23 protein-coding genes are annotated in these 24,220 nt (G+C 67.1%); 17 read left to right on the top strand and 6 right to left on the bottom strand.

The features are described 5' to 3' along the window. Position 1: 1 nt before the first annotated feature. The 4 genes from ACWAT3_RS01035 to ACWAT3_RS01050 all read right to left on the bottom strand — a co-directional run bounded on the left by ACWAT3_RS01035 (position 2) and on the right by ACWAT3_RS01050 (position 5,710). Entirely contained in the window at positions 2 to 1,720 is a 1,719-nt protein-coding gene (locus ACWAT3_RS01035; RefSeq protein ID WP_460795158.1) for an ABC transporter family substrate-binding protein, read from the bottom strand. Between the two features lie 161 nt (positions 1,721 to 1,881). Then, positions 1,882 to 3,813 carry an ABC transporter ATP-binding protein gene (locus ACWAT3_RS01040; RefSeq protein WP_460795159.1) on the bottom strand — a complete coding sequence of 644 codons (1,932 nt, stop codon included), beginning with the start codon at positions 3,811 to 3,813 and terminating at the stop codon, positions 1,882 to 1,884. Next, a complete protein-coding gene (locus ACWAT3_RS01045; protein WP_460795161.1) occupies positions 3,810 to 4,727 on the bottom strand; it encodes an ABC transporter permease in 918 nt (305 codons plus the stop codon). The genes ACWAT3_RS01040 and ACWAT3_RS01045 overlap by 4 nt, the downstream gene beginning before the upstream one ends. After that, positions 4,727 to 5,710, bottom strand: coding sequence for an ABC transporter permease (locus ACWAT3_RS01050; protein ID WP_460795163.1), 984 nt, complete (start codon positions 5,708 to 5,710; stop codon positions 4,727 to 4,729). The genes ACWAT3_RS01045 and ACWAT3_RS01050 overlap by 1 nt, the downstream gene beginning before the upstream one ends. 238 nt (positions 5,711 to 5,948) lie before the next feature. Between ACWAT3_RS01050 and lepA the strand changes: the two genes are divergently transcribed. The 6 genes from lepA to ACWAT3_RS01080 all read left to right on the top strand — a co-directional run bounded on the left by lepA (position 5,949) and on the right by ACWAT3_RS01080 (position 12,744). Beyond that, positions 5,949 to 7,802, top strand: coding sequence for a translation elongation factor 4 (gene lepA / locus ACWAT3_RS01055; RefSeq protein ID WP_460795165.1), 1,854 nt, complete (start codon positions 5,949 to 5,951; stop codon positions 7,800 to 7,802). Between the two features lie 53 nt (positions 7,803 to 7,855). Then, on the top strand, positions 7,856 to 8,509 hold the full coding sequence (locus ACWAT3_RS01060; RefSeq protein ID WP_460795167.1) for a DUF1990 family protein: 654 nt from the start codon (positions 7,856 to 7,858) through the stop codon (positions 8,507 to 8,509). Then, the gene (gene hemW, locus ACWAT3_RS01065) at positions 8,509 to 9,774 is read left to right on the top strand and encodes a radical SAM family heme chaperone HemW (RefSeq protein WP_460795169.1); all 1,266 of its coding nucleotides are present in this window, start codon (positions 8,509 to 8,511) and stop codon (positions 9,772 to 9,774) included. Before ACWAT3_RS01060 ends, hemW begins: the two co-directional genes overlap by 1 nt. Positions 9,775 to 9,867: 93 nt before the next feature. Further along, positions 9,868 to 10,896 carry a heat-inducible transcriptional repressor HrcA gene (gene hrcA, locus ACWAT3_RS01070; protein WP_460795171.1) on the top strand — a complete coding sequence of 343 codons (1,029 nt, stop codon included), beginning with the start codon at positions 9,868 to 9,870 and terminating at the stop codon, positions 10,894 to 10,896. A gap of 3 nt (positions 10,897 to 10,899) precedes the next feature. Further along, the gene (gene dnaJ / locus ACWAT3_RS01075) at positions 10,900 to 12,012 is read left to right on the top strand and encodes a molecular chaperone DnaJ (RefSeq protein WP_460795172.1); all 1,113 of its coding nucleotides are present in this window, start codon (positions 10,900 to 10,902) and stop codon (positions 12,010 to 12,012) included. Between the two features lie 3 nt (positions 12,013 to 12,015). Then, a complete protein-coding gene (locus ACWAT3_RS01080) occupies positions 12,016 to 12,744 on the top strand; it encodes a 16S rRNA (uracil(1498)-N(3))-methyltransferase (RefSeq protein ID WP_460795174.1) in 729 nt (242 codons plus the stop codon). Positions 12,745 to 12,791: 47 nt separating this feature from the next. On the opposite strand, the gene ACWAT3_RS01085 is transcribed toward ACWAT3_RS01080, so the two are convergent. Further along, a complete protein-coding gene (locus ACWAT3_RS01085) occupies positions 12,792 to 13,271 on the bottom strand; it encodes a MarR family winged helix-turn-helix transcriptional regulator (RefSeq protein WP_460795176.1) in 480 nt (159 codons plus the stop codon). A gap of 85 nt (positions 13,272 to 13,356) precedes the next feature. On the opposite strand from ACWAT3_RS01085, the gene ACWAT3_RS01090 reads away from it, so the two are divergent. From ACWAT3_RS01090 to leuA, 11 genes are all read left to right on the top strand, one after another. Beyond that, entirely contained in the window at positions 13,357 to 14,121 is a 765-nt protein-coding gene (locus tag ACWAT3_RS01090; protein WP_460795178.1) for an SDR family NAD(P)-dependent oxidoreductase, read from the top strand. Further along, positions 14,118 to 15,521 carry an FAD-binding oxidoreductase gene (locus ACWAT3_RS01095; protein ID WP_460795180.1) on the top strand — a complete coding sequence of 468 codons (1,404 nt, stop codon included), beginning with the start codon at positions 14,118 to 14,120 and terminating at the stop codon, positions 15,519 to 15,521. Before ACWAT3_RS01090 ends, ACWAT3_RS01095 begins: the two co-directional genes overlap by 4 nt. A 14-nt stretch (positions 15,522 to 15,535) precedes the next feature. After that, positions 15,536 to 15,883: an HIT domain-containing protein gene (locus ACWAT3_RS01100; protein WP_460795181.1), complete on the top strand. Its 348-nt coding sequence runs from the start codon at positions 15,536 to 15,538 to the stop codon at positions 15,881 to 15,883. Positions 15,884 to 15,929: 46 nt separating this feature from the next. Continuing rightward, complete coding sequence (locus tag ACWAT3_RS01105) at positions 15,930 to 16,955, top strand: PhoH family protein (protein ID WP_460795846.1); 1,026 nt, start codon at positions 15,930 to 15,932, stop codon at positions 16,953 to 16,955. A gap of 25 nt (positions 16,956 to 16,980) precedes the next feature. Further along, positions 16,981 to 17,439 carry an rRNA maturation RNase YbeY gene (gene ybeY, locus ACWAT3_RS01110; protein WP_460795184.1) on the top strand — a complete coding sequence of 153 codons (459 nt, stop codon included), beginning with the start codon at positions 16,981 to 16,983 and terminating at the stop codon, positions 17,437 to 17,439. Beyond that, positions 17,436 to 18,713, top strand: coding sequence for a hemolysin family protein (locus ACWAT3_RS01115; protein ID WP_460795186.1), 1,278 nt, complete (start codon positions 17,436 to 17,438; stop codon positions 18,711 to 18,713). The genes ybeY and ACWAT3_RS01115 overlap by 4 nt, the downstream gene beginning before the upstream one ends. Further along, positions 18,706 to 19,602: a GTPase Era gene (era, locus tag ACWAT3_RS01120; RefSeq protein WP_460795188.1), complete on the top strand. Its 897-nt coding sequence runs from the start codon at positions 18,706 to 18,708 to the stop codon at positions 19,600 to 19,602. Before ACWAT3_RS01115 ends, era begins: the two co-directional genes overlap by 8 nt. Beyond that, positions 19,560 to 20,108 carry an RNA polymerase sigma factor gene (locus ACWAT3_RS01125; RefSeq protein WP_460795190.1) on the top strand — a complete coding sequence of 183 codons (549 nt, stop codon included), beginning with the start codon at positions 19,560 to 19,562 and terminating at the stop codon, positions 20,106 to 20,108. Before era ends, ACWAT3_RS01125 begins: the two co-directional genes overlap by 43 nt. Beyond that, positions 20,105 to 21,082, top strand: coding sequence for a hypothetical protein (locus ACWAT3_RS01130; RefSeq protein ID WP_460795191.1), 978 nt, complete (start codon positions 20,105 to 20,107; stop codon positions 21,080 to 21,082). Before ACWAT3_RS01125 ends, ACWAT3_RS01130 begins: the two co-directional genes overlap by 4 nt. Before the next feature lie 14 nt (positions 21,083 to 21,096). Next, complete coding sequence (locus ACWAT3_RS01135) at positions 21,097 to 21,588, top strand: hypothetical protein (RefSeq protein ID WP_460795193.1); 492 nt, start codon at positions 21,097 to 21,099, stop codon at positions 21,586 to 21,588. A gap of 155 nt (positions 21,589 to 21,743) precedes the next feature. Further along, the gene (gene leuA, locus ACWAT3_RS01140; RefSeq protein WP_460795195.1) at positions 21,744 to 23,504 is read left to right on the top strand and encodes a 2-isopropylmalate synthase; all 1,761 of its coding nucleotides are present in this window, start codon (positions 21,744 to 21,746) and stop codon (positions 23,502 to 23,504) included. 1 nt (position 23,505) lies between these two features. On the opposite strand, the gene ACWAT3_RS01145 is transcribed toward leuA, so the two are convergent. Continuing rightward, the gene (locus tag ACWAT3_RS01145; protein WP_460795196.1) at positions 23,506 to 24,192 is read right to left on the bottom strand and encodes a trimeric intracellular cation channel family protein; all 687 of its coding nucleotides are present in this window, start codon (positions 24,190 to 24,192) and stop codon (positions 23,506 to 23,508) included. Positions 24,193 to 24,220 lie beyond the last annotated feature (28 nt).

Here is a 24,220-nt window from a genome sequence, read left to right on the forward strand (position 1 = left end):
CCTACTTCTCGTAGCCGACGTTCTCGACCGGCGTGATGCCGAACAGGTCGAGGCCGACGTAGGGCTCAGGCGTGAGGTTCGCCAGCCCAGCCTTGACGGTCCAGATCTCCGGGCCGTTCAGGACGGGGATGATGCCCCAGGTCTCGGAGAAGATCTGAGCTTCCATCTCCATGGCCTTCTTCGTCTGCTCCACCGGGTCCGAGATCGTCTCGAGCTCTTCGTGGATCATCTTGTCGATCTCCGGCGTGCCGGTTCCCGACAGGTTCAGGCCGCTGTCCGAGCAGTACAGCTGGCAGAACCAAGCGGCACCGAACGGGTCGGACGACGTGAAGTTGAGGAAGAAGATGTCGCCGTTCTGCGTGTTGTAGTCCTCGGCGAACTCCGCGGACGGACGCTGATCGATCTCCACCTCGACGCCGGCTTCCTTGAGCTGCGCCTGGACAGCGAGCGAACGCGCACGCGCGGTCTCGGTGTCGGAGTGGACCGGGAAGACGAGCGACAGGCGCTGGCCGTCCTTCTCGCGGATGCCGTCGTCACCGACGACCCAGCCGGCCTCGTCCAGCAGCTTGTTGGCACCCTCGGTGTCGCCGTCCTTGCGGCCGGCCTCCTCGAGCGCGTTGCTGTAGTCGGGCTGGAACGAGAACAGAGTCAGCGAACCAGCCGGCTCCTCGGTGTAGTTGAGACCGTTGAAGATGATCTCCTTGATCTGCTCAATGTTGATCGCCTCGAAGATCGCCTTGCGGACGTCGAGGTCTGCGAGCACGGGGTTCGCGGCGTTCAGCGTGAAGATCGCGTTCGCGGTCGCCTGACCCTTGTAGGTCTCGACGCCCTCGAGGTCCTCGACCTGGGCGAGCAGCTCGGCGCTGCCGGTCTCGGCCATGTCGACCTCGCCGTTGCGCAGCGCGTTGACGGCAGCGGTCGGCTCCATCTGGATGAAGGTGACCTTGTCGAGAAGCGGCTCGTCGCCCCACCACTTGGGGTTCGGCGTGAGGGTGACGACGCCACCGGTCTTGTCGTAGTCCTCGACCGTGTAGGGACCTGCGCCCCACTCGGGGTGCCAGTCGCCGAGGAACGCCGTGTTGAAGAGCTCAGGCGTGTTCACAGCCGGGTGCAGCAGCTGCGAGTAGACCATCTCGGGCCAGGCGAACTCGCCCTTGAAGGTCACGATGACGTCGTGGTCGTTCTCGCCGGCCTCGACGGACTCGATTTCCTTCCAGCCGTCGGTGGCGTTCGGCACGTAGGCCTCGTTCTCACCGTTCTGGGCCTGCCAGGTGGCCTGGAAAGCGGTCACGTCGATCGGGGTGCCGTCGTTCCAGACAGCCTTCTCGTTGACCTTGAAGTGCAGGACGGTCTTGCCATCCTCGACACCGAAGGAGTAGTCATCCAGGTAGGCCGGGTTCGGCTTGACCGTGCCGTCCGGGTCCATCAGCAGCACCTGCGGGCGGAACCAGGTTCCGACCTGCGTGACGCGGGCGTCGCCGTCGCCGTGGAAGTAGTTCAGCTGCTCGGCGATGTTCGAGATGGGGATGCGCAGCTCGCCACCGGCCGCGAGGTTCTCGCGGGGCTGGGGGTTGTAGTCTGCGCCTTCGACGGTCTGGGGGCCTTCGCCCTCGCCGCTGTTGTCGCCGCCACCGTTGCTCGCTGGTGCACATGCGCTCATGGCGAGTGCGAGGGCGCCGCCGAGAGCGGCGATACCCATCAGCTTCTGATGCCGTTTCATGGTACTCCTTAGTGCCTTTTGGCCTTACTTGGGATAGAGGCAGACTATGTCGCCTCTGCCCGGCAGAATGCGATGCGGGCCGATTCGTTATCGGACTGTGCAGAAAGTGTCACAGGACTGTTCGATAAGCGTCATCGATTCGCCCAGAATGCTCTCCTGGGTCAACCGGCGGCGACCGTCGCGGCGTCGAAACCTTCGACCGGGAGGATGATCCGCTCGCGCGTGCGCTCGACATCAGGGTCGGGGATCGGGATCGCCGACAGCAGCGCCTTGGTGTACGGATGCTGCGGATCGTCGAAGACCTGATCGACATCGCCGTGCTCGACGAACGAGCCGCGGTACATGACCGCCACGCGGTCGGCGATGTGCCGGATCACGGCCAGATCGTGCGCCACGAACAGATACGACAGCCCGAGCTTCGACTTGAGCTCGTCCAGCAGATTGATGACACCGGCCTGGATCGACACGTCGAGCGCGGACACGGGCTCGTCGAGCACCACGACCTTGGGGTTCGTCGAGAGCGCCCTGGCGATGCCGATGCGCTGACGCTGTCCGCCCGAGAACGCCTGCGGGAAGCGATCGCTGTGCGCCGGGTCGAGACCCACGAGCGACATGAGCTCCTCGACGCGGTCGAACACATCGTTCTTGTGCATGCCGATCGCGAACATCGGCTCGGCGATGATGTCCCACACCGTCATGCGGGGGTCGAGCGCGCCCATCGGGTCCTGGAAGACGATCTGCAGGTCGCGGCGGAGCTTGCGCTCCTCGGCGCGGGACTTGATGTCTCCGACGCTCTTGCCCGCGATGCGGATGTCGCCGTCCTCCTGCTTGACGAGATCCATGATCTGCAGCAGGGTCGTGGTCTTGCCGCTGCCCGACTCGCCGACGATCGCGAGGGTCTCGCCCTGGCGGACATCGAAGTTGAGTCCCTTGACGGCGTGCACTTCGCCGACCTTGCGCTTGAAGAGGGAGCCCTTCATCAGCGGGAAGGTCTTGTTCAGGTTGATCGCCTCGAGCATGATCGGCCGCTCTTCGCGGGGCGTCTGCACGAGCACGCTCTCGGGGATCTCCGGAACGGGGAACACCGGCAGCCCGCCGATCGTGCCCGCGTCGTCGATGTCGTCCGCACGGATGCAGGCCACGGTGTGGTCTCCGCCGCCCTCCGTGGCGATGGGCTCCAGCGCCGGCTCTCCCGTACGGCAGGCGTCGATCGCGATCGGGCACCGCGCCGCGAACGGGCAGGCATCCGGAAGATCGATCAGCAGCGGCGGGTTGCCCTTGATCGGGATCAGCGGGACCTTCTCGGCCTTGTCGACGCGGGGGATCGCGCCCAGCAGGCCGATCGAGTACGGCATCCGCGTGTGGTAGAAGAGCTCTCGGACGGCCGCGTGCTCGACGGGCTTGCCCGCGTACATCACGAGCACGTCGTCGGCGGTCTTCGCGACCACGCCCATGTCGTGCGTGATCATGATCATGGCGGCGCCGGTCTCATCCTGCGCCTTGCCCATGAGCTCGAGGATCTGCGCCTGGATGGTGACGTCCAGTGCCGTCGTCGGCTCGTCGGCAATGATCAGCTTCGGGTTGTTCGCCATCGCGATCGCGATGACGACGCGCTGGCGCATTCCACCCGAGAACTCGTGCGGGAACGCCTTCATCCGGCGCTCCGGCTCCGGGATGCCCACGAGTGAGAGCAGCTCGACCGAGCGCTCCCACGCCTCCTTCTTCGACAGGCTGCGGTGCACCGTGAGCGCCTCGATCAGCTGGTCGCCGATCGTGAAGACCGGCGTGAGCGAGGTCAGCGGGTCCTGGAAGACCATCGACATGCCGTTGCCGCGGATCACCGACAGTTGCTTGTCGTTCTTGCCGATGAGCTCCTGGCCGTCGTAGATGATCGACCCTGTGACCTTGGCGTTGTCGTCGAGCAGGCCCATGATCGCGAGCGACGTGACGGACTTGCCCGAGCCGGACTCGCCGACGATGCCGAGCGTCTTGCCGGATTCGAGATCGAACGAGACGCCGCGCACGGCATCCACGCGCCCGGCCTCCGAGGGGAAGCTGACCTTGAGGTCGCGGACCGACAGTACTGTACTCATGCGCGACCTCCAGCCGCCGAAGTCGGATCGAGGGCGTCGCGAAGACCATCGGCGATGAGTGCCATCGACACGGTCAGCAGCGTCAGCGCCGCGGCGGGGAAGTAGAACAGCCACGGAGCGCTCACAAGAGTGCTGGAGCCGTAGCCGATCAGTGCGCCGAGCGACACGTCAGGCAGTTTGACGCCGAAGCCGAGGAACGACAGTGCGGTCTCGGTGAGCACCGCGGAGACGACACCGAGCGTGAAGTTGATCACGAGCAGCGAGCCGATGTTCGGCAGCATGTGCCGGGTGACGATCTTCAGGCCGGGCAGACCGGCGTAGCGCGCGGCGTGGATGTACTCGCGCTCGCGCAGCGAGAGCGACAGCGTCCAAATGATGCGCGCCGGCATGAACCAGCCGACCACGAAGACCATGACCAGGGAGATCACGATCCAGTTGCCGCCCGCGTCGTTGGAGATCATCGCGAGGATCAGGAAGTTCGGGATCACCATCATGAAGTGGATCACGATGAGCATGATCCGCTCGTACGGTCCGCGGAAGTAGGCAGCCGTCGCGCCGACGATGGCCGAGACCGCCGTGGTGCCGAACGCGACCACGACAGCGATCATCATGGAGCGCTGCAGGCCGGTGGCCACCTGCGCGAAGTTGTCGTTGCCCGATCCGTTGGTGCCGAACCAGTGCTCGGCGGACGGCGCCTGGCGCAGCGCCAGGAAGTCGAGATCCGACGGGGTGTACGGCGAGATGAGCGGTCCGATGATCGCGAACAGCACGAGCAGAGCGAGGATCACGATGCCGATGACTGCGCCGCGGTTGCGCATGAAGCGGCGCGTGTACAGCTTCATGAGCGACGTGCGCTTGCGCGTCTTCAGCTTGTTCTCGATCTCCGCAGAGACCTCGATCGCTTCGATGGACATCAGCTCACCCGCACTCTCGGATCGAGGATGACAACGGTGATGTCGGCGAGGATGGCGCCGATCGCCGTCATGAGGGCACCGAACGCGGCGACCGCGACGACGCCGTGGATGTCGTTGCCGTTCAGGGTCGTGATGAAGTACCGCCCCATGCCGTTCCAGTTGAAGATCGTCTCCGTCAGGACCGCACCGGTGAAGACCGCGGGGATCGTGAACGCGACCTGCGTGGTGACGGGGATCATCGACGTGCGCAGTGCGTGCTTGCGGATCGCCTGCTGCTTCGTGAGTCCCTTCGCACGCGCGGTGCGCACGTAGTCGGCCTTGATGTTGTCGAGCAGCAGTGAGCGCTGGAGGAAGTGGATGCCGGCGTACCCGGTGATCACAAGACTCAATGTCGGCAGCGTCAGATGCTGCAGCACGTCGAGCAGGACGGGGAAGAAGCCTTCGACGCCAGGACTGGACGAACCGACCACGTAGAACACGGTGGTGCCGACGGCGTTGTTGAAGTAGATCGCGAGCAGCACGAGCGCGAAGCCGGACACGACGGTCGGGATGTTCATCGTGATGATGCTCGTGCCCTGGCCGATCCGGTCGGCGAGCTTGTACTGCCGCGATGCGGTGTAGACACCGAGCGCGATGCCGAGGATCGTCGTGATGATGGTCGCACCGAGGACGAGCTCAGCGCTGACCCAGACGCGGTACGCGACCTGCTCGTTGACCGACTCTCCGGTGGGGCCCATGCCCCAGTCCCAGTGGAACAGGATGTTGGAGAACCAGGTCCACCACCGCTCGAACAGCGGGACGGAATCGCTGAGGTTCCGGGGGACGAGGAGCGCATCGATCTGCTCGGGTGAGAGCGGTGGGCGGCGTCCGACGTAGTTGTTCTCGGGATCGAGATAATTCCATGCCAGGAAATAAGTGATGTTCGTCGCGATGACGATCATCAGCACCCACCCCAGGAGGCGGCGCACGAGATACTTGATCAAGGTGATGAGTCTTTCTCTATACAGACGCGCGCGGGATCTTCCGACGCAACTCTGGGTCGGGATGATAGTCAATCACCATCCGCGGTCTTGCGCGATGCAACACCGTTACGTGTCTGTTACGGAGTCGTATCGCCTGTGGAACTCAGTGTCACTGAGCGAGCCAAGGCAACTTCGCGAGACTATCACTGGTTTTCCCGAATCGGGGATTAGGGACGGCTCACCGTAGAATCGTCGAGACATGTCACCACGCGCTCTCACCCCTCTCTCGCCTGCCGCGACGCCGCCCTCGCAGATCCGGAACTTCTGCATCATCGCTCACATCGATCACGGCAAGTCGACCCTTGCCGACCGGATGCTGCAGATCACCGGAGTCGTCTCCGATCGCGACATGCGCGCGCAGTATCTGGACCGCATGGACATCGAGCGCGAGCGCGGTATCACCATCAAGAGCCAGGCCGTGCGGATGCCGTGGCAGATCGAGGGCGACACGTTCGCGCTGAACATGATCGACACCCCCGGCCACGTCGACTTCACCTACGAGGTGTCGCGATCCCTGGCCGCCTGCGAGGGCGCGATCCTGCTGGTGGATGCGGCGCAGGGCATCGAGGCTCAGACGCTTGCGAACCTCTATCTCGCGCTCGAGAACGATCTGCACATCATTCCGGTGCTCAACAAGATCGACCTCCCGGCCGCTGATCCGGAGAAGTACGCCAAGGAGCTCGCCTCCCTCATCGGCGGCAAGCCGGAGGACGTGCTGCGCGTCTCGGGCAAGACCGGAGTCGGCGTCGAGGAGCTTCTTGACCGCCTCGTCCAGGAGATCCCGGCGCCGAAGGGCGATGCGGATGCTCCGGCGCGCGCGATGATCTTCGACTCCGTCTACGACGCGTACCGCGGCGTCGTCACCTACGTCCGCATGGTCGACGGCAACCTGAGCCCGCGCGAGCGGATCCAGATGATGTCGACCGGCGCCACGCACGAACTCCTCGAGATCGGCGTCTCCAGCCCGGAGCCGATTCCCTCCAAGGGACTCGGCGTCGGCGAGGTCGGCTACCTGATCACGGGCGTGAAGGATGTGCGTCAGTCCAAGGTCGGCGACACCGTCACGACCGCGCGCAAGCCGGCATCCGATGCTCTGGCCGGCTACACGGATCCGAAGCCGATGGTCTTCTCCGGCATCTATCCGATCGACGGCAGCGACTACGCGGAGCTGCGTGAGGCGCTGGACAAGCTGAAGCTCTCGGACGCTTCCTTGCAGTACGAGCCGGAGACCTCGGTCGCACTCGGCTTCGGCTTCCGCTGCGGATTCCTTGGGTTGCTGCACCTCGAGATCATCACCGAGCGTCTGTCGCGAGAGTTCGGACTCGACCTCATCACCACGGCACCCAGTGTGATCTACGAAGTCCTCACCAGCGACACCGGCGAGACCGTGACCGTGACGAACCCGAGCGAGTACCCCGACGGGCGCATCGGCTCGGTGTCGGAACCTATGGTGAAGGCCGCGATCCTGCTGCCCAAGGACTACGTGGGCACAGTCATGGAGCTCTGCCAGTCGCGGCGCGGCTCGCTCCTGGGTATGGAGTACTTCAGCGAGGAGCGCGTCGAGCTGCGCTACATGATGCCGCTCGGTGAGATCGTCTTCGACTTCTTCGACCAGCTGAAGTCCAAGACGCAGGGGTACGCCTCGCTCGACTACGAGCCGGCGGGACAGCAGGAAGCGGATCTGGTGAAGGTCGACATCCTGCTCCAGGGCGACAAGGTCGACGCGTTCAGCTCGATCGTGCACCGCGAGAAGGCGTACGCCTACGGAACGATGATGGCCGAGCGCCTGCGCAAGCTCATCCCTCGCCAGCAGTTCGAGGTGCCGATCCAGGCGGCGATCGGCGCGCGCATCATCGCCCGCGAGACCATCCGCGCGATCCGCAAGGACGTGCTCGCCAAGTGCTACGGCGGCGACATCACCCGCAAGCGCAAGCTGCTCGAGAAGCAGAAGGAGGGCAAGAAGCGCATGAAGATGGTCGGCCGCGTCGAGGTCCCCCAGGAGGCGTTCATCGCCGCGCTCTCCGGAGACGTCGAAGGCAAGGAAAAGAAGTAGGGATGCTGGGGGTCGCCAGGGCGCTCCCAGGCAGGATGGGTAGGCTGGAGATCATGCGGCGCGGTACCTTCCGAGACGACACGGTGGACTATGCGGCCGTGGGTGCGACGCACGCGCCCGACCTGATGCAGTATCCGCCGGAGCACAGCATCCCCGCGGAGAACGCCTGGCGGATCGGCAGCGGAGCCGAGCGCTTCCGCACGGCCGGTGACGCCCTGCTCTCCTGGACGGCGCAGCGCGCAGCCGGTCTCTCCGTCGACGATGTCCGTCCGGCGCCTGGTCCCTCGTACTCGGGTGTGAGCTTCGATGCCGAGGGCAATGCGATCGCGCCCAGCCGTCGTGACGTCGAGCAGCGCTTCGACTCCGAAGGGCTGCCGTACGCCGGTGCGGGCATGACCGTGCATCTGCGCGGTCGGGTGGCAGGGATGCGTGCCGATGCCGAACTGCGCGTGATCTCGGTGACCGAGGACGCCAGGCGCATCGGGTTCGTGCTGGGCACGGTCGGCGGCTCCGTGGTGAAGGGCGAGGAATCGTTCGACATCGAATGGCGCGAGGACAATGACGAGGTCTGGTTCACCGTCCGCGCTTTCGACGCGCCGAGCGGTCTGCTGTATCGCACGGTCCCCGCGCTCGTGAAGCGGCGCCGTCGTGAGCTCTTCGCGCGGTACCTGCGAGCGATCTCGCCGCTGTACGCGACCCCGCTCTGATGGCGGGCCCCCTCCCGATCGGCGATCCCGCTCCGGTCGATGGTCGTCTGCCCGGCGACCTCGAGATCGACGCGGACACCCCGTTCTCGGCATATCTGCATGTGCCGTTCTGCCGGGTGCGCTGCGGGTACTGCGACTTCAACACCTACACGTCGAGCGAGTTGCGCGGCGCGAAGCAGGAGGACTACGCCACGACGCTGATCGCCGAGATCGCTCTCGCGCGTCGCGTGCTCTCCGACGCCGGTGCTCTGCGGCCGATGGATACCGTCTTCTTCGGCGGCGGAACGCCGACGCTGCTGCCCGCCGGGGATCTGGCGCGGATGCTCACCGCGGCGAGCGACGCCTTTGGGCTTCGCGACGGGGCGGAGGTCACGGTCGAGGCCAACCCGGACACGGTCACGCCGGAGGTCGTGAAGACGCTGGTGGATGCCGGGGTCACGCGCCTCTCGATCGGAATGCAGTCCGCCGTGCCGCATGTGCTGGCGACGCTCGACCGCACGCACGAGCCGTCGAACGTGCGGACCGCGGTCGATGCGGCGCGCGACGCCGGCCTGGCCGTCAGCGTCGACCTCATCTACGGCACGCCGGGGGAATCGCTGGCCGATTGGCATGCCTCGCTGGATGCGGCGCTGGCGTTCGCGCCCGACCACATCTCCGCGTATGCGCTCATCATCGAGGACGGCACGAAGCTCGCGCGTCAGATCCGTCGCGGCGAGGTCCCGATGCCGGACGATGATCTGCAGGCCGACATGTACGAGCTCGCCGACCGCCGCCTCGCGGATGCCGGATTCGAATGGTACGAGGTGAGCAACTGGGCCCGCCCTTCGACAGGCTCAGCGAGCGGTGCGGCGGGCTCAGGGACCGCATCGACGAGCGACAACCGCTCGCGCCACAATCTCGCCTACTGGCGCGGCTCGGACTGGTGGGGCTTCGGTCCCGGCGCCCACAGCCACGTCGCGGGGCTGCGCTGGTGGAACGTCAAGCATCCGGCGGCGTACGCGCAGCGGCTCGCGGTATCCGAATCGCCGGCTGCGGGCACCGAGCGGCCGGACGCGGAGTCGCGGATGCTCGAGCGGGTGCTCCTGCTGAGTCGCATCCGCGAGGGCATCGCGGTCTCCGAGTTGCCTGAGTCGAACCGTTCACGCGTCGCCGGCCTGATCGCCGACGGCCTCGTCGAGCCCGCGGCGGCCCTTTCCGGCCGGGTGCAGCTGACCCTCAGGGGGCGGCTCCTTGCCGATGCCGTGGTCAGAGAGCTCACCGACTGAGCATCCCGATCCGCGAGATGAGCGCGGTCGACGCCGACCGGCGGGTAGAATTGGCACTCGGAAGCAGTGAGTGCCAGCGGGAGGAGAGCGGTCATGGTCACTGAGCGCGGTCTGCAGGTGCTCCGGGCGATCGTGCAGGACTACGTCTCCACGCACGAGCCGGTCGGGAGCAAATCGATCGTCGACCGCTACTCGTTCGGAGTTTCGGCTGCGACCATCCGCAACGACATGGCGCTCCTCGAGGATGAAGAGCTGATCACGGCTCCGCACACGTCGTCGGGTCGCGTGCCGACCGACAAGGGCTACCGGGTCTTCGTCAACCACCTGGCCCAGTTGCGCCCGCTGTCCTCAGCGCAGCGCAGTGCGATCGAGATGTTCCTCGCGGAGCCGACCGATCTCGACGATCTCATGGCGCGTACGGTCCGCGTGCTCACGCAGCTCACGGGACAGGTTGCGCTGGCGCAGTACCCGTCGTTCGCCCGCGCGCACCTCACGCATCTCGAACTCGTCGCCCTCGCACCGAACCGGCTCCTCGTCGTGCTCGTCACCGACGCCGGCGGCGTCTCGCAGCGCATCGCCGCTCTCCCGGTCGACCTCGACGAGGCGGACGTCGCGGTGCTGCGTGCTCGGCTGTCGGCCTCGATCACCGGGCGGGCGGTGAGCGAGGCACGCGACCTGGTCGGCGCTCTCGCGACCACGGTGAAGCCCGGCCGCGCGGATGTCGCTCAGCGCGTCCTGGCAAGCGTCATCTCCGAGGAGCTGGACGAGTTCCGCCAGGAGAAGCTCGTCATGGCCGGCGCCGCGACGCTCGCACGGCGCGAACACGACTTCCGCGGTAGCATCCACCCTCTTCTCGAAGCGATCGAGGAGCAGGTGACGCTGCTGCGGCTGATGAGCGAGATGGTGACCGACGAGCACGGGCTCGCGGCCAGCATCGGTACCGAGAACGAGCCGTTCGGTCTGGGTGAGGCCTCGATCGTGGCGAGCAACTACGCCACCCCCGGTGGGATGGCGCGGGTCGGCGTGATGGGCCCGACCCGGATGGATTATCCGAGCAATCTGGCGGCGGCGCGGGCAGTGGCCCGCTACCTGTCCCGACTGCTCGACGAAGACGAGAGGTGACTGGTGGCGGACCACTATGAGGTCCTCGGGGTGGCGCGCGATGCCTCCCAGGACGAGATCAAGAAGGCGTATCGCCGTCTGGCGCGGCAGCTGCATCCGGACGTGAACCCCGGTGACGACGCCTCGGAGCGGTTCAAGCTCGTCACGCACGCGTACGACGTGCTCAGCGACGAGGAATCGCGACGCCGCTACGATATGGGCGGCGACGAGAACGGCGGATTCGGCGCCGGCGGATTCGGCGGTTTCGGCGACATCTTCGAGACGTTCTTCGGTGCGGCCGGCGGCGGACGGAGCGCGCGGCCGCGGTCGCGGCGGGAGCGCGGCCAGGACGCACTCGTGCGCGTCGACCTCGACCTCGGAGACGTGGTCTTCGGCGCTCACCGGGACATCGAGGTCGACACGGCGGTTCTCTGCGAGACGTGTCAGGGTTCGTGCTGCCAGGAGGGCACATCGCCCGTGACGTGCGACATCTGCGGCGGATCGGGTCACGTGCAGCGTCAGGTGCGCAGCTTGCTCGGCAACGTCGTCACCTCGCAGCCCTGCGGAACGTGCGAGGGCTACGGCACGACGATTCCGTACCCGTGCGCGACGTGCGGCGGTCAGGGGCGGGTCCGCTCGCGGCGCACCGTCTCGCTGGACATCCCGGCCGGTGTCGAGACCGGGCTGCGCCTGCAGCTTCCCGGCTCCGGCGAGGTCGGCAAGGCCGGGGGCCCGAACGGCGATCTGTACGTCGAGATCACGGTCGCGACGCACGCGACATTCAGTCGCGAGGGCGACGATCTGCTCGCGACTCTCGAAGTCGCGATGACGGATGCCGTGCTCGGCGCGGAGACGACCATCGACGGTCTGGATGGCCCGGTCGATCTCGAGATCCGCGCCGGAGTCCAGTCCGGTGATGTGTTGACCATCAAGGGCCGCGGCATCACTCCGCTGCGCGGCACGCAGCGCGGCGATCTGCGAGTCGGAGTGCAGGTGCTCACGCCCACCAAGCTGGATTCGGCTCAGCGCCGCCTGATCGAGGACTTCGCGAAGAAGGTCAAGGCTCCCAAGCCGCAGCTCGCCCAGTTCCAGCAGGGGCTCTTCTCCAAGCTCCGCGACCGTTTCCGCAGTCACTGAGCCATGGCGCTGCACTTCGTCGTCGAATCCGCATCGGATGCCGGTGAGGGAGATGTCGTCTCACTCACCGGCGCGGAGGCCAAGCATGCCGCTATCGTCCGCCGCGTTCGTGTGGGCGAGAGCATCACGATCGGCGATGGTGCGGGTGCGTGGCTCGAGGGGTCGGCGATCGACGTCTCGGCATCCAGAGTGGACGTGCTGATCGCACACCGGCACGTCGTCGACTCGCCATCGCCGCGCCTCGTGCTCGTCCAGGCGCTCGCGAAGGGGGACCGCGACGAACTCGCCGTGCAGGCGTCGTGCGAGCTCGGCGTCGACGAGATCGTGCCCTGGCAGGCGGCGCGCAGCGTCTCCCGCTGGGAAGGACCGAAGGCGGCGAAGGGTCGGGAGCGCTGGGCATCCATCGTGCGCGAAGCGGCGAAGCAGGCGCATCGGTCCTGGATCCCCAAGGTATCCGACGTGGCGTCGACCGCACAGTTGGCATCGCGTGCGGGCGAGCAGCGGCTGCTGATCCTCGACCCCGCAGCCGAACAGAAGCTGACGGATGTCAAGCCGGACGGGCGCGATCTCGTGCTGGTGGTCGGGCCGGAAGGCGGTATCGCTCCGGACGAGATCTCGAAGCTCGTGGCGGCCGGAGCCGAACCCGTGCGACTCGGCGACACCGTGCTGCGCACCTCGACCGCAGGCCCCGCCGCCATCGCGGTGCTTTCCGCGGCGCTGGGACGCTGGTGATCCGGACTCACCGCTGAGGCGGCGGCTGGCGCGTGTCGGGCGCTCGATCAGCGCTGGGTGCTCCGACCGCTTCGCTGTTGCGCCTGGTCAGCATGTTCCGCGGCCTCCAACCGGCGCGCGAAAGCGACGAGCACCGAGATCTCGTCATCGGGGATCAGCGGGCTGAACGCGTCATGGACGTCGGCGATGTGCGCGGCCGTCGCGGCGGTGATGAGCGCCTGTCCCTCCTCGGTCAAGGAGATATCGACGACCCGACCGTCGGTCGGCGAAGCGACGCGGATGATCAAGCCGCGCTCCTCGAGGCGGGCCAGGAGGTGTGTCGCCGAACCCGAGCTGTACAGCAGATCACGCGCCAGTCGGGCGGCGGTCATCGTTCCACCGGCATGGTTCAGGGACTGCAGAGCCTCGTATTGAGCGGCGGTGAGATCGAATTCGCGCTTCAGACGGACGGTCAGGCGGAGCATCATCGCTCGCTGTCCGCGCAGCAGGCGTCGCCAGGTCTCGATTCGCAGGTCATTCGCACTCATGGGGGCCTCCTCGGAATAAGACGAATATACCTGTAGTTACAGATAATGCGTGCGCATCCGACCTCGTACGCGGAAAGGCGATGTCATGTCCACGCTTCACGTTCCACACGCGGCCGACGGGCGCCGGGTGGTCATCCTCGGCGGGACCGGTCGCGTCGGGGAAGGCATCGTCCGCGAGTGGTTGACCGCAGGCGCAGAAGTGATCGTGCCCAGCCGGACGACGAGCAGCGCCGAGCAGCTGCGGTCTCTCGTCGCAGACGCCCAGGCCGACGAACGGCTCCACACGGTCATCGGCGACTACACCGGTTTCGACAGTGCGTCGGTCATGTCCGAGCGCGTCATCGCGGCGCACGGCCGTGTGACGGATGTGATCGCCTCGATCGGCGGATGGTGGCAGGCGGGGCCGACCTGGGCTGTGACCGAGGCCGATTGGCAGCGCTACTTCGTGGATCTCACGACCGCCCACTTCGCGAACATCCGCGCCTGGCTGCCCGCGCTCGACGAGAGCGGTTCGTACCAGCTCGTCCTCGGCGGCAGCGCATACACGCCGGTCCCCGGTGCGAGCATCATCAGCATGGAGCAGGCGGCTCTGCTCATGATGCATCGCGTGCTCGTGGCAGAGGCCGGGCCGCAGCGCCGCGTCTTCGCGTTCACGCTCGGGCCCGTGATCACGCGCGGGCGCGGCTCCGTCGACCCGACCTGGGTGAGCAATGCGGACGTCGGACGCGTCAGCATCGCGCACGCGGTCTCGTCGGCGCCGTCGGCGCACACGGATCTGCACTCGGCAGCTGACGCGGCCGATCGCATCGCCGCCGTCACGGCCACCGGATCCGAGGGCGATCGCGCATGAGCACTCCGACCTCGTCGACGGCATGGCCGACGCCCGGAGCGGATGTCGCCGCTGCCGCGGTGAGCCCGGGCGACGACACCTATCCGTGGGTCCGCTCCACCTACATGCGGGTGGGCAGCCCTGAGCTCGTCATCCGGCCCGTCGATGACGCCCAGGTGGCCGCGGGACTGCGCTACGCCGCGGAGGTGCGGCGCGAGACGGGGAAGCGGGTGCCGTTCAGCATCCGCTCGGGAGGCCACGGCATCTCGGGCAGCGGAACCAACGATGGCGGAATCGTTCTCGATCTGTCGCGGATGCGCGCGATGGATCTCGAGGCCGACGGCGGCATCCTTCGAGTGCAGGCCGGTGCGACATGGGGCGAGGTCGCGAACCTGCTGTCTCCGCACGATCTCACGATCACGAGCGGCAACTTCGGTGACACCGGGGTCGGCGGCCTCGCCACCGCGGGCGGCATCGGGTACTTCGCCCGATCGCAGGGCCTGACGATCGATCGAGTCGTTCGCGCGAAGGTCGCCACCCCGGACGGCTCCATCCGCTGGGTCGATGAGCACAACGAACCCGAGATCTTCTGGGCGGTGCGCGGGGGAGCAGCGCACGCGGGCGTGGCGATCGAGTTCGATGTCCTCGCCGAGCCGATCCACAGCGCTGCCGGTGACGCCACCATCATCCATCAGAACATCCAGTACCTCGTGACCGACCTCGCGCGCTTCACGAATGCCTGGGGCGAGTGGATCGACGGCGCACCCCGTGAGGCCGAGAGCTTCCTCATGATCCAGCGGGACCGTCAAGGCAGCGCCGTCGTCCATGCGCGCAACGTCTGGGCGAACGATGACGTCGGTGCGGCACGTCCGACCCTCAGCGCCGCGCTGGGTCTGGACCGTGTGCTCGGACAGGATGCCCAGGCCGTCCCCTACGCCGCCATCGTCCCCTCCCCAGGCAGTCCGCACATCGGACAGCAGACCATCAGGATGCGCGACGTGCTGGTGGATTCCGCCGACGAGAAGGTCGGCGCCGCACTGGCGGCGACGCTGGAGGACGGAATCACTCTGGTGGCGGAAGTGCGTGCGCTGGGCGGCGCGGTCTCGGACGCCGCGTCGGAGTCGACGGCCTGGGCCGCGCGCTCGCAGCGCGCGCTGGCCGGCATCTGGACGCAGCCGGCGACGATCGAGCGAGTGGATGCCGCGTTCGCGCCGCTGCAGGATGTCGGCACCGGTGCGTACGGGGCCTATTCGTCGGACATCCGCTCGGACACCGCTGATCTGGTGTGGCCCGGCGCCACGGGCGAACGGCTGCGGCGCATCTCGGAGGACGTCGATCCGGAGCATCTGTTCGACGGAGGCCTGGTCTTGCGCAGGGCGGAGGGCAGCGCGGACGCCAGGGCCGCGCGCACGCGCCGCTGACTAGACTGGAGAGCATGACGTCCCCCTCGATCTTCACGCGCATCCTCAACGGAGAGATTCCCGGCGAGATCCTGCTCGAGACCGAGCGGGTGTTCGCGATCCGCGACATCAATCCGCAGGCGCCGCTGCACGCGCTCGTGATTCCCAAGTCCGAGTCGTACCGGGACGTCACCGAGCTCGCCGCCGGCGACCCCGCGCTGCTCGCCGAGATCGTCGAGACAGCCAAGCGCATCGCCGAAGAGAACGCGAACGGCGAGTACCGATTGATCTTCAACAACGGTGCCAGCGCCTCGCAATCCGTGTTCCACGTGCACGCGCACGTGCTCGGCAACCTCGAAGAAGGCGACCTCGTTGGCTTCTGACGATGCGACCGGCGCCACTGAGCGCATCTACGTCGACGGCGTCGCGATGGTCCGGCTGCTCGGACCGCAGGACCGCCTGCTCCGGATGCTCGAGAAGGAGCACCCCGAGGTCGAAGTGCTCGTCCGAGGCAACGAGATCACCCTCTCCGGCGACGCCGCCCGCGTCGCCGCAGCCAAGACCCTCGTGGAGGAGCTGCTCACGATGACGAAGGAAGGCCACGACCTCGCACCCAGCGATGTGACGAGTTCGGCGCGCATGCTCCGGCAGGACGGCGGACCCCGCCCGAGCGAGGTGCTGGGCGAAGCGATCCTGTCCACCCGCGGCAAGGTGATCCGCCCGAAGACGCTGGGCCAGAAGGAGTACGTCGACGCGATCGAGGAGAACACGATCGTGTTCGGCATCGGGCCGGCGGGCACGGGAAAGACGTACCTCGCGATGGCGAAGGCCGTCCAGGCCCTCCAGCGCAAGGAGGTCACCCGGATCATCCTCACTCGTCCCGCGGTCGAGGCGGGGGAGCGGCTCGGATTCCTGCCGGGGACCCTGACCGACAAGATCGACCCGTATCTGCGCCCGCTGTACGACGCGCTCAACGAGATGATGGACCCGGAGATCGTGCCGCGTCTCATGGCCACCGGCACCATCGAGGTCGCCCCGCTGGCGTACATGCGCGGGCGCACGCTCAACGACTCCTTCGTCGTGCTGGACGAGGCGCAGAACACCACGCCGGAGCAGATGAAGATGTTCCTGACCCGGCTCGGGTTCGGCACCAAGATGGTCGTCACCGGCGACATCACGCAGGTCGACCTTCCGCAGGGGGCGTCCGGGCTTCGCCTGGTGACGCGGGTGCTCAAGGAGATCGACGACATCCACTTCTCGCGGCTCACGAGCGCCGACGTCGTGCGGCATTCCCTGGTCGGACGGATCGTGGACGCCTACAGCGAATACGATGAGCAGCGCACTGCCGCCAAGGTCGAGCGCGAGCAGGCGCACGAGTTCGCGAACCGTGCAGACCGGCGCAGCGGGCTGCGTCCAGGTCCGCGCGACCGGATGCCGAGGCGAGGACAGTCGTGATGAGGACCAGCGAACGAGGACCAGCATGATCGAGATCAACAACGAGTCGGCCATCGAGATCGACGAGACCGTGCTGCAGCGTCTCACAGACTTCAATCTGGCCCAGCTGCACGTCAGCCCGGATGCCGAGGTCGCCATCGTCCTCGTCGACGAGGGGGCGATGGAGGCGCTGCACGTGCAGTGGATGGACGAGCCCGGCCCCACCGACGTACTGAGCTTCCCCATGGATGAGCTCCGACCCGGCACCGAGGACCGTCCGACCGCGCCCGGCTTGCTCGGCGACATCGTGCTGTGCCCGCAGGTCGCGGAGACCCAGGCGCAGGCCGCCGGGCACACCCTGATGGACGAGCTGATCCTCCTCACCACGCACGGCCTGCTGCATCTGCTCGGGTTCGACCACGCCGAGCCGGACGAGGAGCGTGAGATGTTCGGCCTGCAGAAAGAACTGATCGTCGGGTTCGCCCGCGCCGAACGCGGCCGATGACCGAGATACTGCTGCTGATCGCCGCCGTTCTCCTGGTGGCGTTCGGCGGTCTGATGTCGGCGATCGACGCCGCATTCGGCGTCACCTCCCGATCGGACCTCGAGGATCTCGGGGAGCAGGGACGCCATGCGGCCTCGCTGCGCCTGATCGCCGCCGACCCCGACGTGCACGTCAACGCCGTCGCGTTCATCCGCGTGCTCGCCGAGACGACGGCCGCGGTGCTCGTCACCGTCGCGTTCTCGAATCTCTTCGGCAACATCTGGTGGGCGATGCTCGCTGCCGCCGTGCTCATGACGGGTATCACGTTTGTCCTGGTCGGCGCGAGTCCTCGATCTGTCGGGCGCCACAGGGCTCCTGGTCTGCTGCGCTCGTGCGCCCCGATCGTCCGCGGTCTGCGGATCATCCTCGGCCCGCTCGCCCAGGGGCTCGTCGCGCTCGGCAACCGGGTGACTCCCGGAGCAGGACGCAGCTCGTTCACGAGCGAGGACCAGTTGCTCAGCATGGTCGACGAGGCGGCATCCAACGACCTCATCGAGGAGGACGACCGCGACCTGATCCACTCCGTCTTCGACTTCACCGATCAGTTCGTGCGCGCCGTCATGGTGCCGCGCACCGAGATGCTGGCGGTGGACGCCGACGCGACGACCAGTGATGCGATGGAGCTCTTCCTGACCCGCGGAGTGTCACGGATGCCCGTCGTGGACGATGACGCGGACGACGTCGTCGGCGTGCTGTACCTGAAGGACCTGGTGCAGTTCGCATACCGTGATGAGAACGCGTGGCGCGGCGTGCCCGTGCGCCCGATCGCGCGTCCAGCGACGTTCGTCCCCGAATCGATGCGGGCGGAGACGCTGCTGCAGCAGATGAAGCGCGACGCGGTGCACGTCTGCATCGTGATCGACGAGCACGGCGGGATCTCCGGTCTCGTGACCCTCGAGGACCTGATCGAGGAGCTCGTCGGCGAGATCGCCGACGAATACGACCACAACCCCGCCGAGGTCGTCGAACTCGGCGACGGCGCCTACCGCGTCAGCGCACGGCTCTCGCTCGAGGACGTCGGAGACCTCTTCGGACTCGAGCTCGAGGACGAGGACGTCGATTCGATCGGCGGTCTGCTCGGCAAGGCTCTCGGCCAGGTTCCCCAGCCGGGCGCCACGGCGGTGCAGGATGGACTCGTACTGACCGGCGGCGCATCCCGAGGCCGCGGGCGGGGCATTGCGACGGTGTTCGTCGAGCGCGCACCGGACGCCGATGAAGGAGACGACGATGACTGACCATTCCCGCAGCGGGTTCGCGACCTTCGTCGGACGCCCGAATGTCGGCAAGTCCACGCTCACCAACGCGCTCGTCGGCGAGAAGATCGCCATCACCAGCGCGAAGCCCCAGACGACCCGTCGCGCGATCCGCGGCATCCTGAATCGTCCGGACGGCCAGCTGGTCATCGTCGACACCCCCGGCATCCACAAGCCGCGCACCCTGCTGGGCGAGCGACTCAACGACCTCGTCGAGCAGGTGCTCGGCGACGTCGACGTGATCGGCTTCTGCGTGCCCGCGACCGAGAAGGTCGGCCCCGGTGATCGGCGCATCGCCGCGTCTCTGGACGGATACCCCAGGGCGAAGAAGATCGCGATCGTGACCAAGACGGATGCCGCGACGCGCGACGAGATCACCGAACGACTCATGGAGGTCGATTCCCTGCGCGAGGACTGGTCGGCCGTGATCCCGCTCTCCGCGGTCACGAGCGAGCAGCTGGATGTGCTGGCGGACGAGATCCTGCAGCTGATGCCGCAGGGGCCGCCGCTCTACCCGGCCGGGGTCACGACCGACGAATCCACCGAGGACCGCATCGCCGAGATCATCCGCGAGGCCGCGCTCGAGGGAGTCCGGGACGAGCTCCCGCACTCGATCGCCGTGGTCATCGACGACATCGCACCGCGGGAGAACAGCGACCTCACGGATGTGCACGCGCAGATCGTCGTCGAACGCGACAGCCAGAAGGCGATCATCATCGGGCACAAGGGCTCGCGCCTGAAGGACGTCGGTGCTCGATCGCGCGCCGGCATCGAGCAGCTGCTGGGCACGAGGGTGTTCCTCGGCCTCCACGTCAAGGTCGCGAAGGAGTGGCAGCGCGATCCCAAGCAGCTGGGACGGCTGGGATTCTGAACACCCGGTCGGAGCAGCGCCAGGCGGAGAAGCGCCGCGTCTTCGACCGGCTCTTCACCGAATACCGCCTGCCCGTCACCCGCCACGTCGAGTGCTACCTCGGCGTGGATGCCCAGGTGTACGAGGTCGTGGCCGAGGTATTCCAGCTCGCGTGGGAGCGCCTGCGTGTGTCGCGGCCGCCGGGGCTGACCTGGCTGCTGCGCATTGCGGAAGGACTCCTGCGGGAGCGTCGTCGCCGAGGCGACGTCCGCGAATCGGTTCTCGAGGCCGTGCAGAAGAATGTCGTGACGAATCCAGGTGAAAAGAGTACTCTCGACCGTCGGGACGTCCTCCACGCGATGACGCAGCTGAGCGAACGCGAACGCAGGGTCGTCGTCCTGGTGTATTGGGATGGACTCTCCATCGGGGAGACCGGAGAAGTCATGCGCAGCCGGCCGGGGGCGGTGCGCGCCACGCTTCGGCGGGCGCGGGACAGGTTGCGCTCCGTACTGGAGGGTGGGTCGTGATGGTCACCGTGTTGGACGACGACGCGCTCACGCGTCTGCTGATCGACGCGAATCCCGCGCGGACTCCGAGGGATGCCGAGCTGGACGCGGCGGCCATCCGGATGCGCGAAAGGATCGTGAGGAGCAGCCGGCCGTCGCACCGCCATGCGCAGCGCCGGACGGTGCGTGTGGCCTGGGCGACGACTCTGACCGCGACGGTCGCTGCCGGTGCCGTGGTGTTCGGTCTTGCGCTTCCCGCAGGTCAGGCTGTCGCCGTGACGCCCGCACCGCTGACCTTCGCCGACGCGGGCAGCATGCAGCAGATCGTGGAGAGATCGACCGCGCTCCTGGCGGAGGGCGCCGGGCCCGTCGAGCCGCTCCGCAGCGTGGAGTCGGCGATCTGGGCCCTTTCCGTCGACGTCGACGAGCAGCAGATGGCCGTGGTTCCGCAGTTCTCGACGCTCACCTGGAACGAAGATCTCTCCGGGCGGCTGCTCACGGTCGCGGGTGAGTCGCAGAGGTCCTCCGCTGCGGGGGACGGCTCCGCGGAGATCGTTCAGGGCGAGACCGTTCTCCTCGATCTGCAGATGGCACCCGGTGAGTTCAACACCCCGGTCGTCGAGGCACCGGGCGACGGTGCGGACGACGTGCTCGACATGCTCATCGCGTACGGGATGCCCGCCGACCCCGACGCCTCGCAACTCCTCGATTCGTTCGTCACGGCGTTCGACCAGTGGACCCTCACGGATGCGCAGCACGCGGTGATGCTCGAGATGCTCGAAGCAGAGGACGGCGTGAGCGTGCTCGGCGCGAGCACCGATCGTCTCGGCCGGCCGGTGTACGCTCTGAGCGTGCCCGACGACGGCGACGGCACCGATGAGACGGTGCTGATCAGCAGGGACTCGGGGCGGATCGTCGGGGTCGAGACCGAACAGGCGAGGGCGGACGGCATCATCCCGGCTGGAGCGGTCATCATGTACAACCTGTGGATCTGAACCGAGGAGTCCCGATGAAGCGAGTGGCCACCGCAGCCCTGGTCGGAGCGGCCATCCTGATCGCCAGTGCGCTCGGCGCAACATCCGCGTCCGCGTCCGAGGCACCGGATCCGCAGATCAGCGCGATGCTCGATGCTGTGCCTGGCGGGGTCCTTCTCGATGCCCATCACGCCGTGTGGCCGCAGCTCGACATGGAGATGACCGTCGGCGCCGCGCAGGTCGATGCGCTGTCAGCGCGGTCGTCCGCGGCGCTCGCGTCGGTCGGCGCATGCGCCTCCGGCAAGGTGTGCGCATTCTCCCTGTCGGGCACGAACGGCGCCAAGCTGAGCTGGGGGACCTGCAACACCTCGTATCCGGTCGGAACCTTCGTGGTGCGCTCCATCGCCGATGCGCGCTCCACCGGCTACGTTCAGGCGAAGTACGGCACGACCGTCCGCGCGACCGCGTACGCCGGCGGCTGGGCGAACGTGTACGGATCCGTCAGCCGCATCGCCTGCGTCTCCTGACCTGGTCGGAGCATGCCGTCAGGCTGGTAGCATGGGCGCATGCCATTCGGCGGTCTGCTTCTTCTTAGCTGCCGCGACGAGTCCTGACATTAGGGCCTTCCTCGTCGCGGCGCTTGTGTTGGCCCGTTCACATTGACGAAGAGAAGAAGCCCATCATGCAGAGCACTCAGCGCCCGTCCTCGATGCCGATCCACAAGTATCGGCCGTTCCACGAGCAGATCACCGTCGACCTCCCGGACCGCACCTGGCCCGATGCCCGCATCACCCAGGCGCCGCGCTGGTGCGCCGTCGACCTCCGCGACGGCAACCAGGCGCTCATCGATCCGATGTCGCCGGAGCGCAAGCGCCTCATGTTCGAGCTGCTCGTGAGCATGGGCTACAAGGAGATCGAGGTCGGTTTCCCCTCTGCCAGTCAGACGGACTTCGACTTCGTCCGACAGCTGATCGAAGAGGACCTGATCCCGGACGACGTCACGATCCAGGTCCTGACGCAGTGCCGCGAGCATCTGATCGAGCGCACCTACGAGGCGATCACGGGTGCCAAGCAGGCCATCGTGCACTTCTACAACTCCACCAGCGTCCTGCAGCGCGAGGTCGTCTTCCGGTCGGACCGCGAGGGGGTCAAGCAGATCGCCCTCGAGGGCGCGCGCCTCTGCCGCGAGTTCGAGAAGCGGATTCCCGAGACCCAGGTCTTCTACGAGTACTCGCCGGAGAGCTACACAGGCACCGAGCTCGAGTACGCCGTCGACGTGTGCAACGCGGTCATCGAGGTGCTCGAGCCGAGCCCTGACCGCAAGGTCATCATCAACCTGCCCGCCACGGTCGAGATGGCGACGCCGAACGTCTACGCCGACTCGATCGAGTGGATGAACCGTCATCTCGCCCAGCGCGAGAACGTGATCCTGTCGCTGCATCCGCACAACGACCGCGGCACGGCCGTGGCCGCGGCTGAGCTGGGCTATATGGCCGGCGCGGACCGCATCGAGGGGTGCCTGTTCGGCAACGGAGAGCGCACCGGAAACGTCGACCTGATCACGCTGGGGGTGAACCTGTTCACGCAGGGCATCGACCCGCAGATCGACTTCAGCGACATCGATCAGGTCAAGCGCACGGTCGAGTACTGCAACCAGCTGCCCGTACCGGAGCGCAGCCCGTGGGGCGGCGACCTCGTCTTCACCGCCTTCAGCGGATCGCACCAGGACGCCATCAAGAAGGGTTTCGAGTCGATGGCGGCCCGTGCAGAGGAGCAGGGTGTGAGCATCGATGAGATCGAGTGGGCCGTGCCGTATCTGCCGGTCGATCCGAAGGACCTCGGTCGTTCGTACGAAGCCGTGATCCGGGTGAACTCGCAGTCCGGCAAGGGCGGCGTCGCCTACCTGCTGAAGGCCGACCACTCGCTGGATCTGCCTAGGAAGCTCCAGATCGAGTTCTCGGGCGTCGTGCAGGCCAAGACGGATGCCGAGGGCGGCGAGGTCACGAGCGACGCGATCTGGTCGATCTTCAGCGACGAGTACCTTCCGTCGGCCGACATCGCCGAGAAGTGGGGGCGCTTCGAGCTCCTCGCCACGCGCACCGCGAGCGAGATGACCGGAGACGTCGAACTGAACGTGCGCCTGCGCGACGGAGAAGCGGCCAGCGACGAGGTCGGACACGGCAACGGCCCGATCGCCGCGTTCCTGGAGATCATCCGGTCGCGCGGTTTCGACATCTCGCTGTACGACTACGTCGAGCACACCCTCTCCACCGGCGGGGATGCTCAGGCCGCGGCGTACGTGGAGCTGCAGGTCGAGGGCGATCGCCTGTGGGGCGTCGGCATCGACGGCGACATCTCCACGGCATCCCTCAAGGCGATCGTGTCGGCGGTCAACCGCTCGATCCGCGCGCGTGAGGGCGCACGGGAACTCGCCGCCGTCTGACTCAGGGCTTGACGATCGGGATCGTGCCGGTTTCAGCCGCCACCTTGCGGCGGTAGAGCCGACGCTGCTCCGGCAGCGAGAGGTCGAAGATCACCGCGAGCACGCGGATGATCGCCGTCACCACGATCCCGATCACCCCGGCCGTGACGATGTCGACGCCGAGCGCGTGCAGGATGACGATCGCCGTGCACCCCACGGCGGCAGCGACGGCGTAGAGCGACCCGACGTGCATGATCGCGACGGGCAGCCCCATGATCACGTCGCGCAGAATGCTGCCGCCGACGGCGGCGCACACGCCGATGAAGACCGCGGGCACCGGCGGAACCCCCAGACCCAGTGCCTTGCTCGTGCCAAAAGCACCGAACATGCCGATGACCACGGCATCGAGACCCACGATGACCGCGTTCGCCCGGTTCAACAGGCCTGCCAAGAGCATGCCGATGATGGCGGCCCCGGCGGCGGTGACCAGATACCAGTTGTTCTGGAGCGTCGCCGGGGGCTGACCCAGCAGAAGGTCGCGGATGAGACCTCCGCCCATCCCGATCAGGATGCCGATGATCGTGACCCCGAGCAAATCGAGTCGCCGCTGGCCCTGGAACCCGGATGCGAACATCGCGCCCTGGATGCCGCCGAGGCCGACGCCGAGCAGATCGGCCCAGAGCGGAATGGTGAAGAGCGGTTCGGTCACGCGTCCATTCTCCCGTGAGCGGAGGATA

The organism is Microbacterium sp. GXF0217 (genome assembly GCF_054798195.1).

Coding starts and splice junctions, on each gene's coding strand:
- ACWAT3_RS01035 (WP_460795158.1), bottom strand. CDS start 1,720: ATGAAACGGCATCAGAAGCTGATGGGTATCGCCGCTCTCGGCGGCGCC.
- ACWAT3_RS01040 (WP_460795159.1), bottom strand. CDS start 3,813: ATGAGTACAGTACTGTCGGTCCGCGACCTCAAGGTCAGCTTCCCCTCG.
- ACWAT3_RS01045 (WP_460795161.1), bottom strand. CDS start 4,727: ATGTCCATCGAAGCGATCGAGGTCTCTGCGGAGATCGAGAACAAGCTG.
- lepA (WP_460795165.1), top strand. CDS start 5,949: ATGTCACCACGCGCTCTCACCCCTCTCTCGCCTGCCGCGACGCCGCCC.
- ACWAT3_RS01060 (WP_460795167.1), top strand. CDS start 7,856: ATGCGGCGCGGTACCTTCCGAGACGACACGGTGGACTATGCGGCCGTG.
- hemW (WP_460795169.1), top strand. CDS start 8,509: ATGGCGGGCCCCCTCCCGATCGGCGATCCCGCTCCGGTCGATGGTCGT.
- hrcA (WP_460795171.1), top strand. CDS start 9,868: ATGGTCACTGAGCGCGGTCTGCAGGTGCTCCGGGCGATCGTGCAGGAC.
- ACWAT3_RS01080 (WP_460795174.1), top strand. CDS start 12,016: ATGGCGCTGCACTTCGTCGTCGAATCCGCATCGGATGCCGGTGAGGGA.
- ACWAT3_RS01085 (WP_460795176.1), bottom strand. CDS start 13,271: ATGAGTGCGAATGACCTGCGAATCGAGACCTGGCGACGCCTGCTGCGC.
- ACWAT3_RS01090 (WP_460795178.1), top strand. CDS start 13,357: ATGTCCACGCTTCACGTTCCACACGCGGCCGACGGGCGCCGGGTGGTC.
- ACWAT3_RS01095 (WP_460795180.1), top strand. CDS start 14,118: ATGAGCACTCCGACCTCGTCGACGGCATGGCCGACGCCCGGAGCGGAT.
- ACWAT3_RS01100 (WP_460795181.1), top strand. CDS start 15,536: ATGACGTCCCCCTCGATCTTCACGCGCATCCTCAACGGAGAGATTCCC.
- ACWAT3_RS01105 (WP_460795846.1), top strand. CDS start 15,930: ATGGTCCGGCTGCTCGGACCGCAGGACCGCCTGCTCCGGATGCTCGAG.
- ybeY (WP_460795184.1), top strand. CDS start 16,981: ATGATCGAGATCAACAACGAGTCGGCCATCGAGATCGACGAGACCGTG.
- ACWAT3_RS01115 (WP_460795186.1), top strand. CDS start 17,436: ATGACCGAGATACTGCTGCTGATCGCCGCCGTTCTCCTGGTGGCGTTC.
- era (WP_460795188.1), top strand. CDS start 18,706: ATGACTGACCATTCCCGCAGCGGGTTCGCGACCTTCGTCGGACGCCCG.
- ACWAT3_RS01135 (WP_460795193.1), top strand. CDS start 21,097: ATGAAGCGAGTGGCCACCGCAGCCCTGGTCGGAGCGGCCATCCTGATC.
- leuA (WP_460795195.1), top strand. CDS start 21,744: ATGCAGAGCACTCAGCGCCCGTCCTCGATGCCGATCCACAAGTATCGG.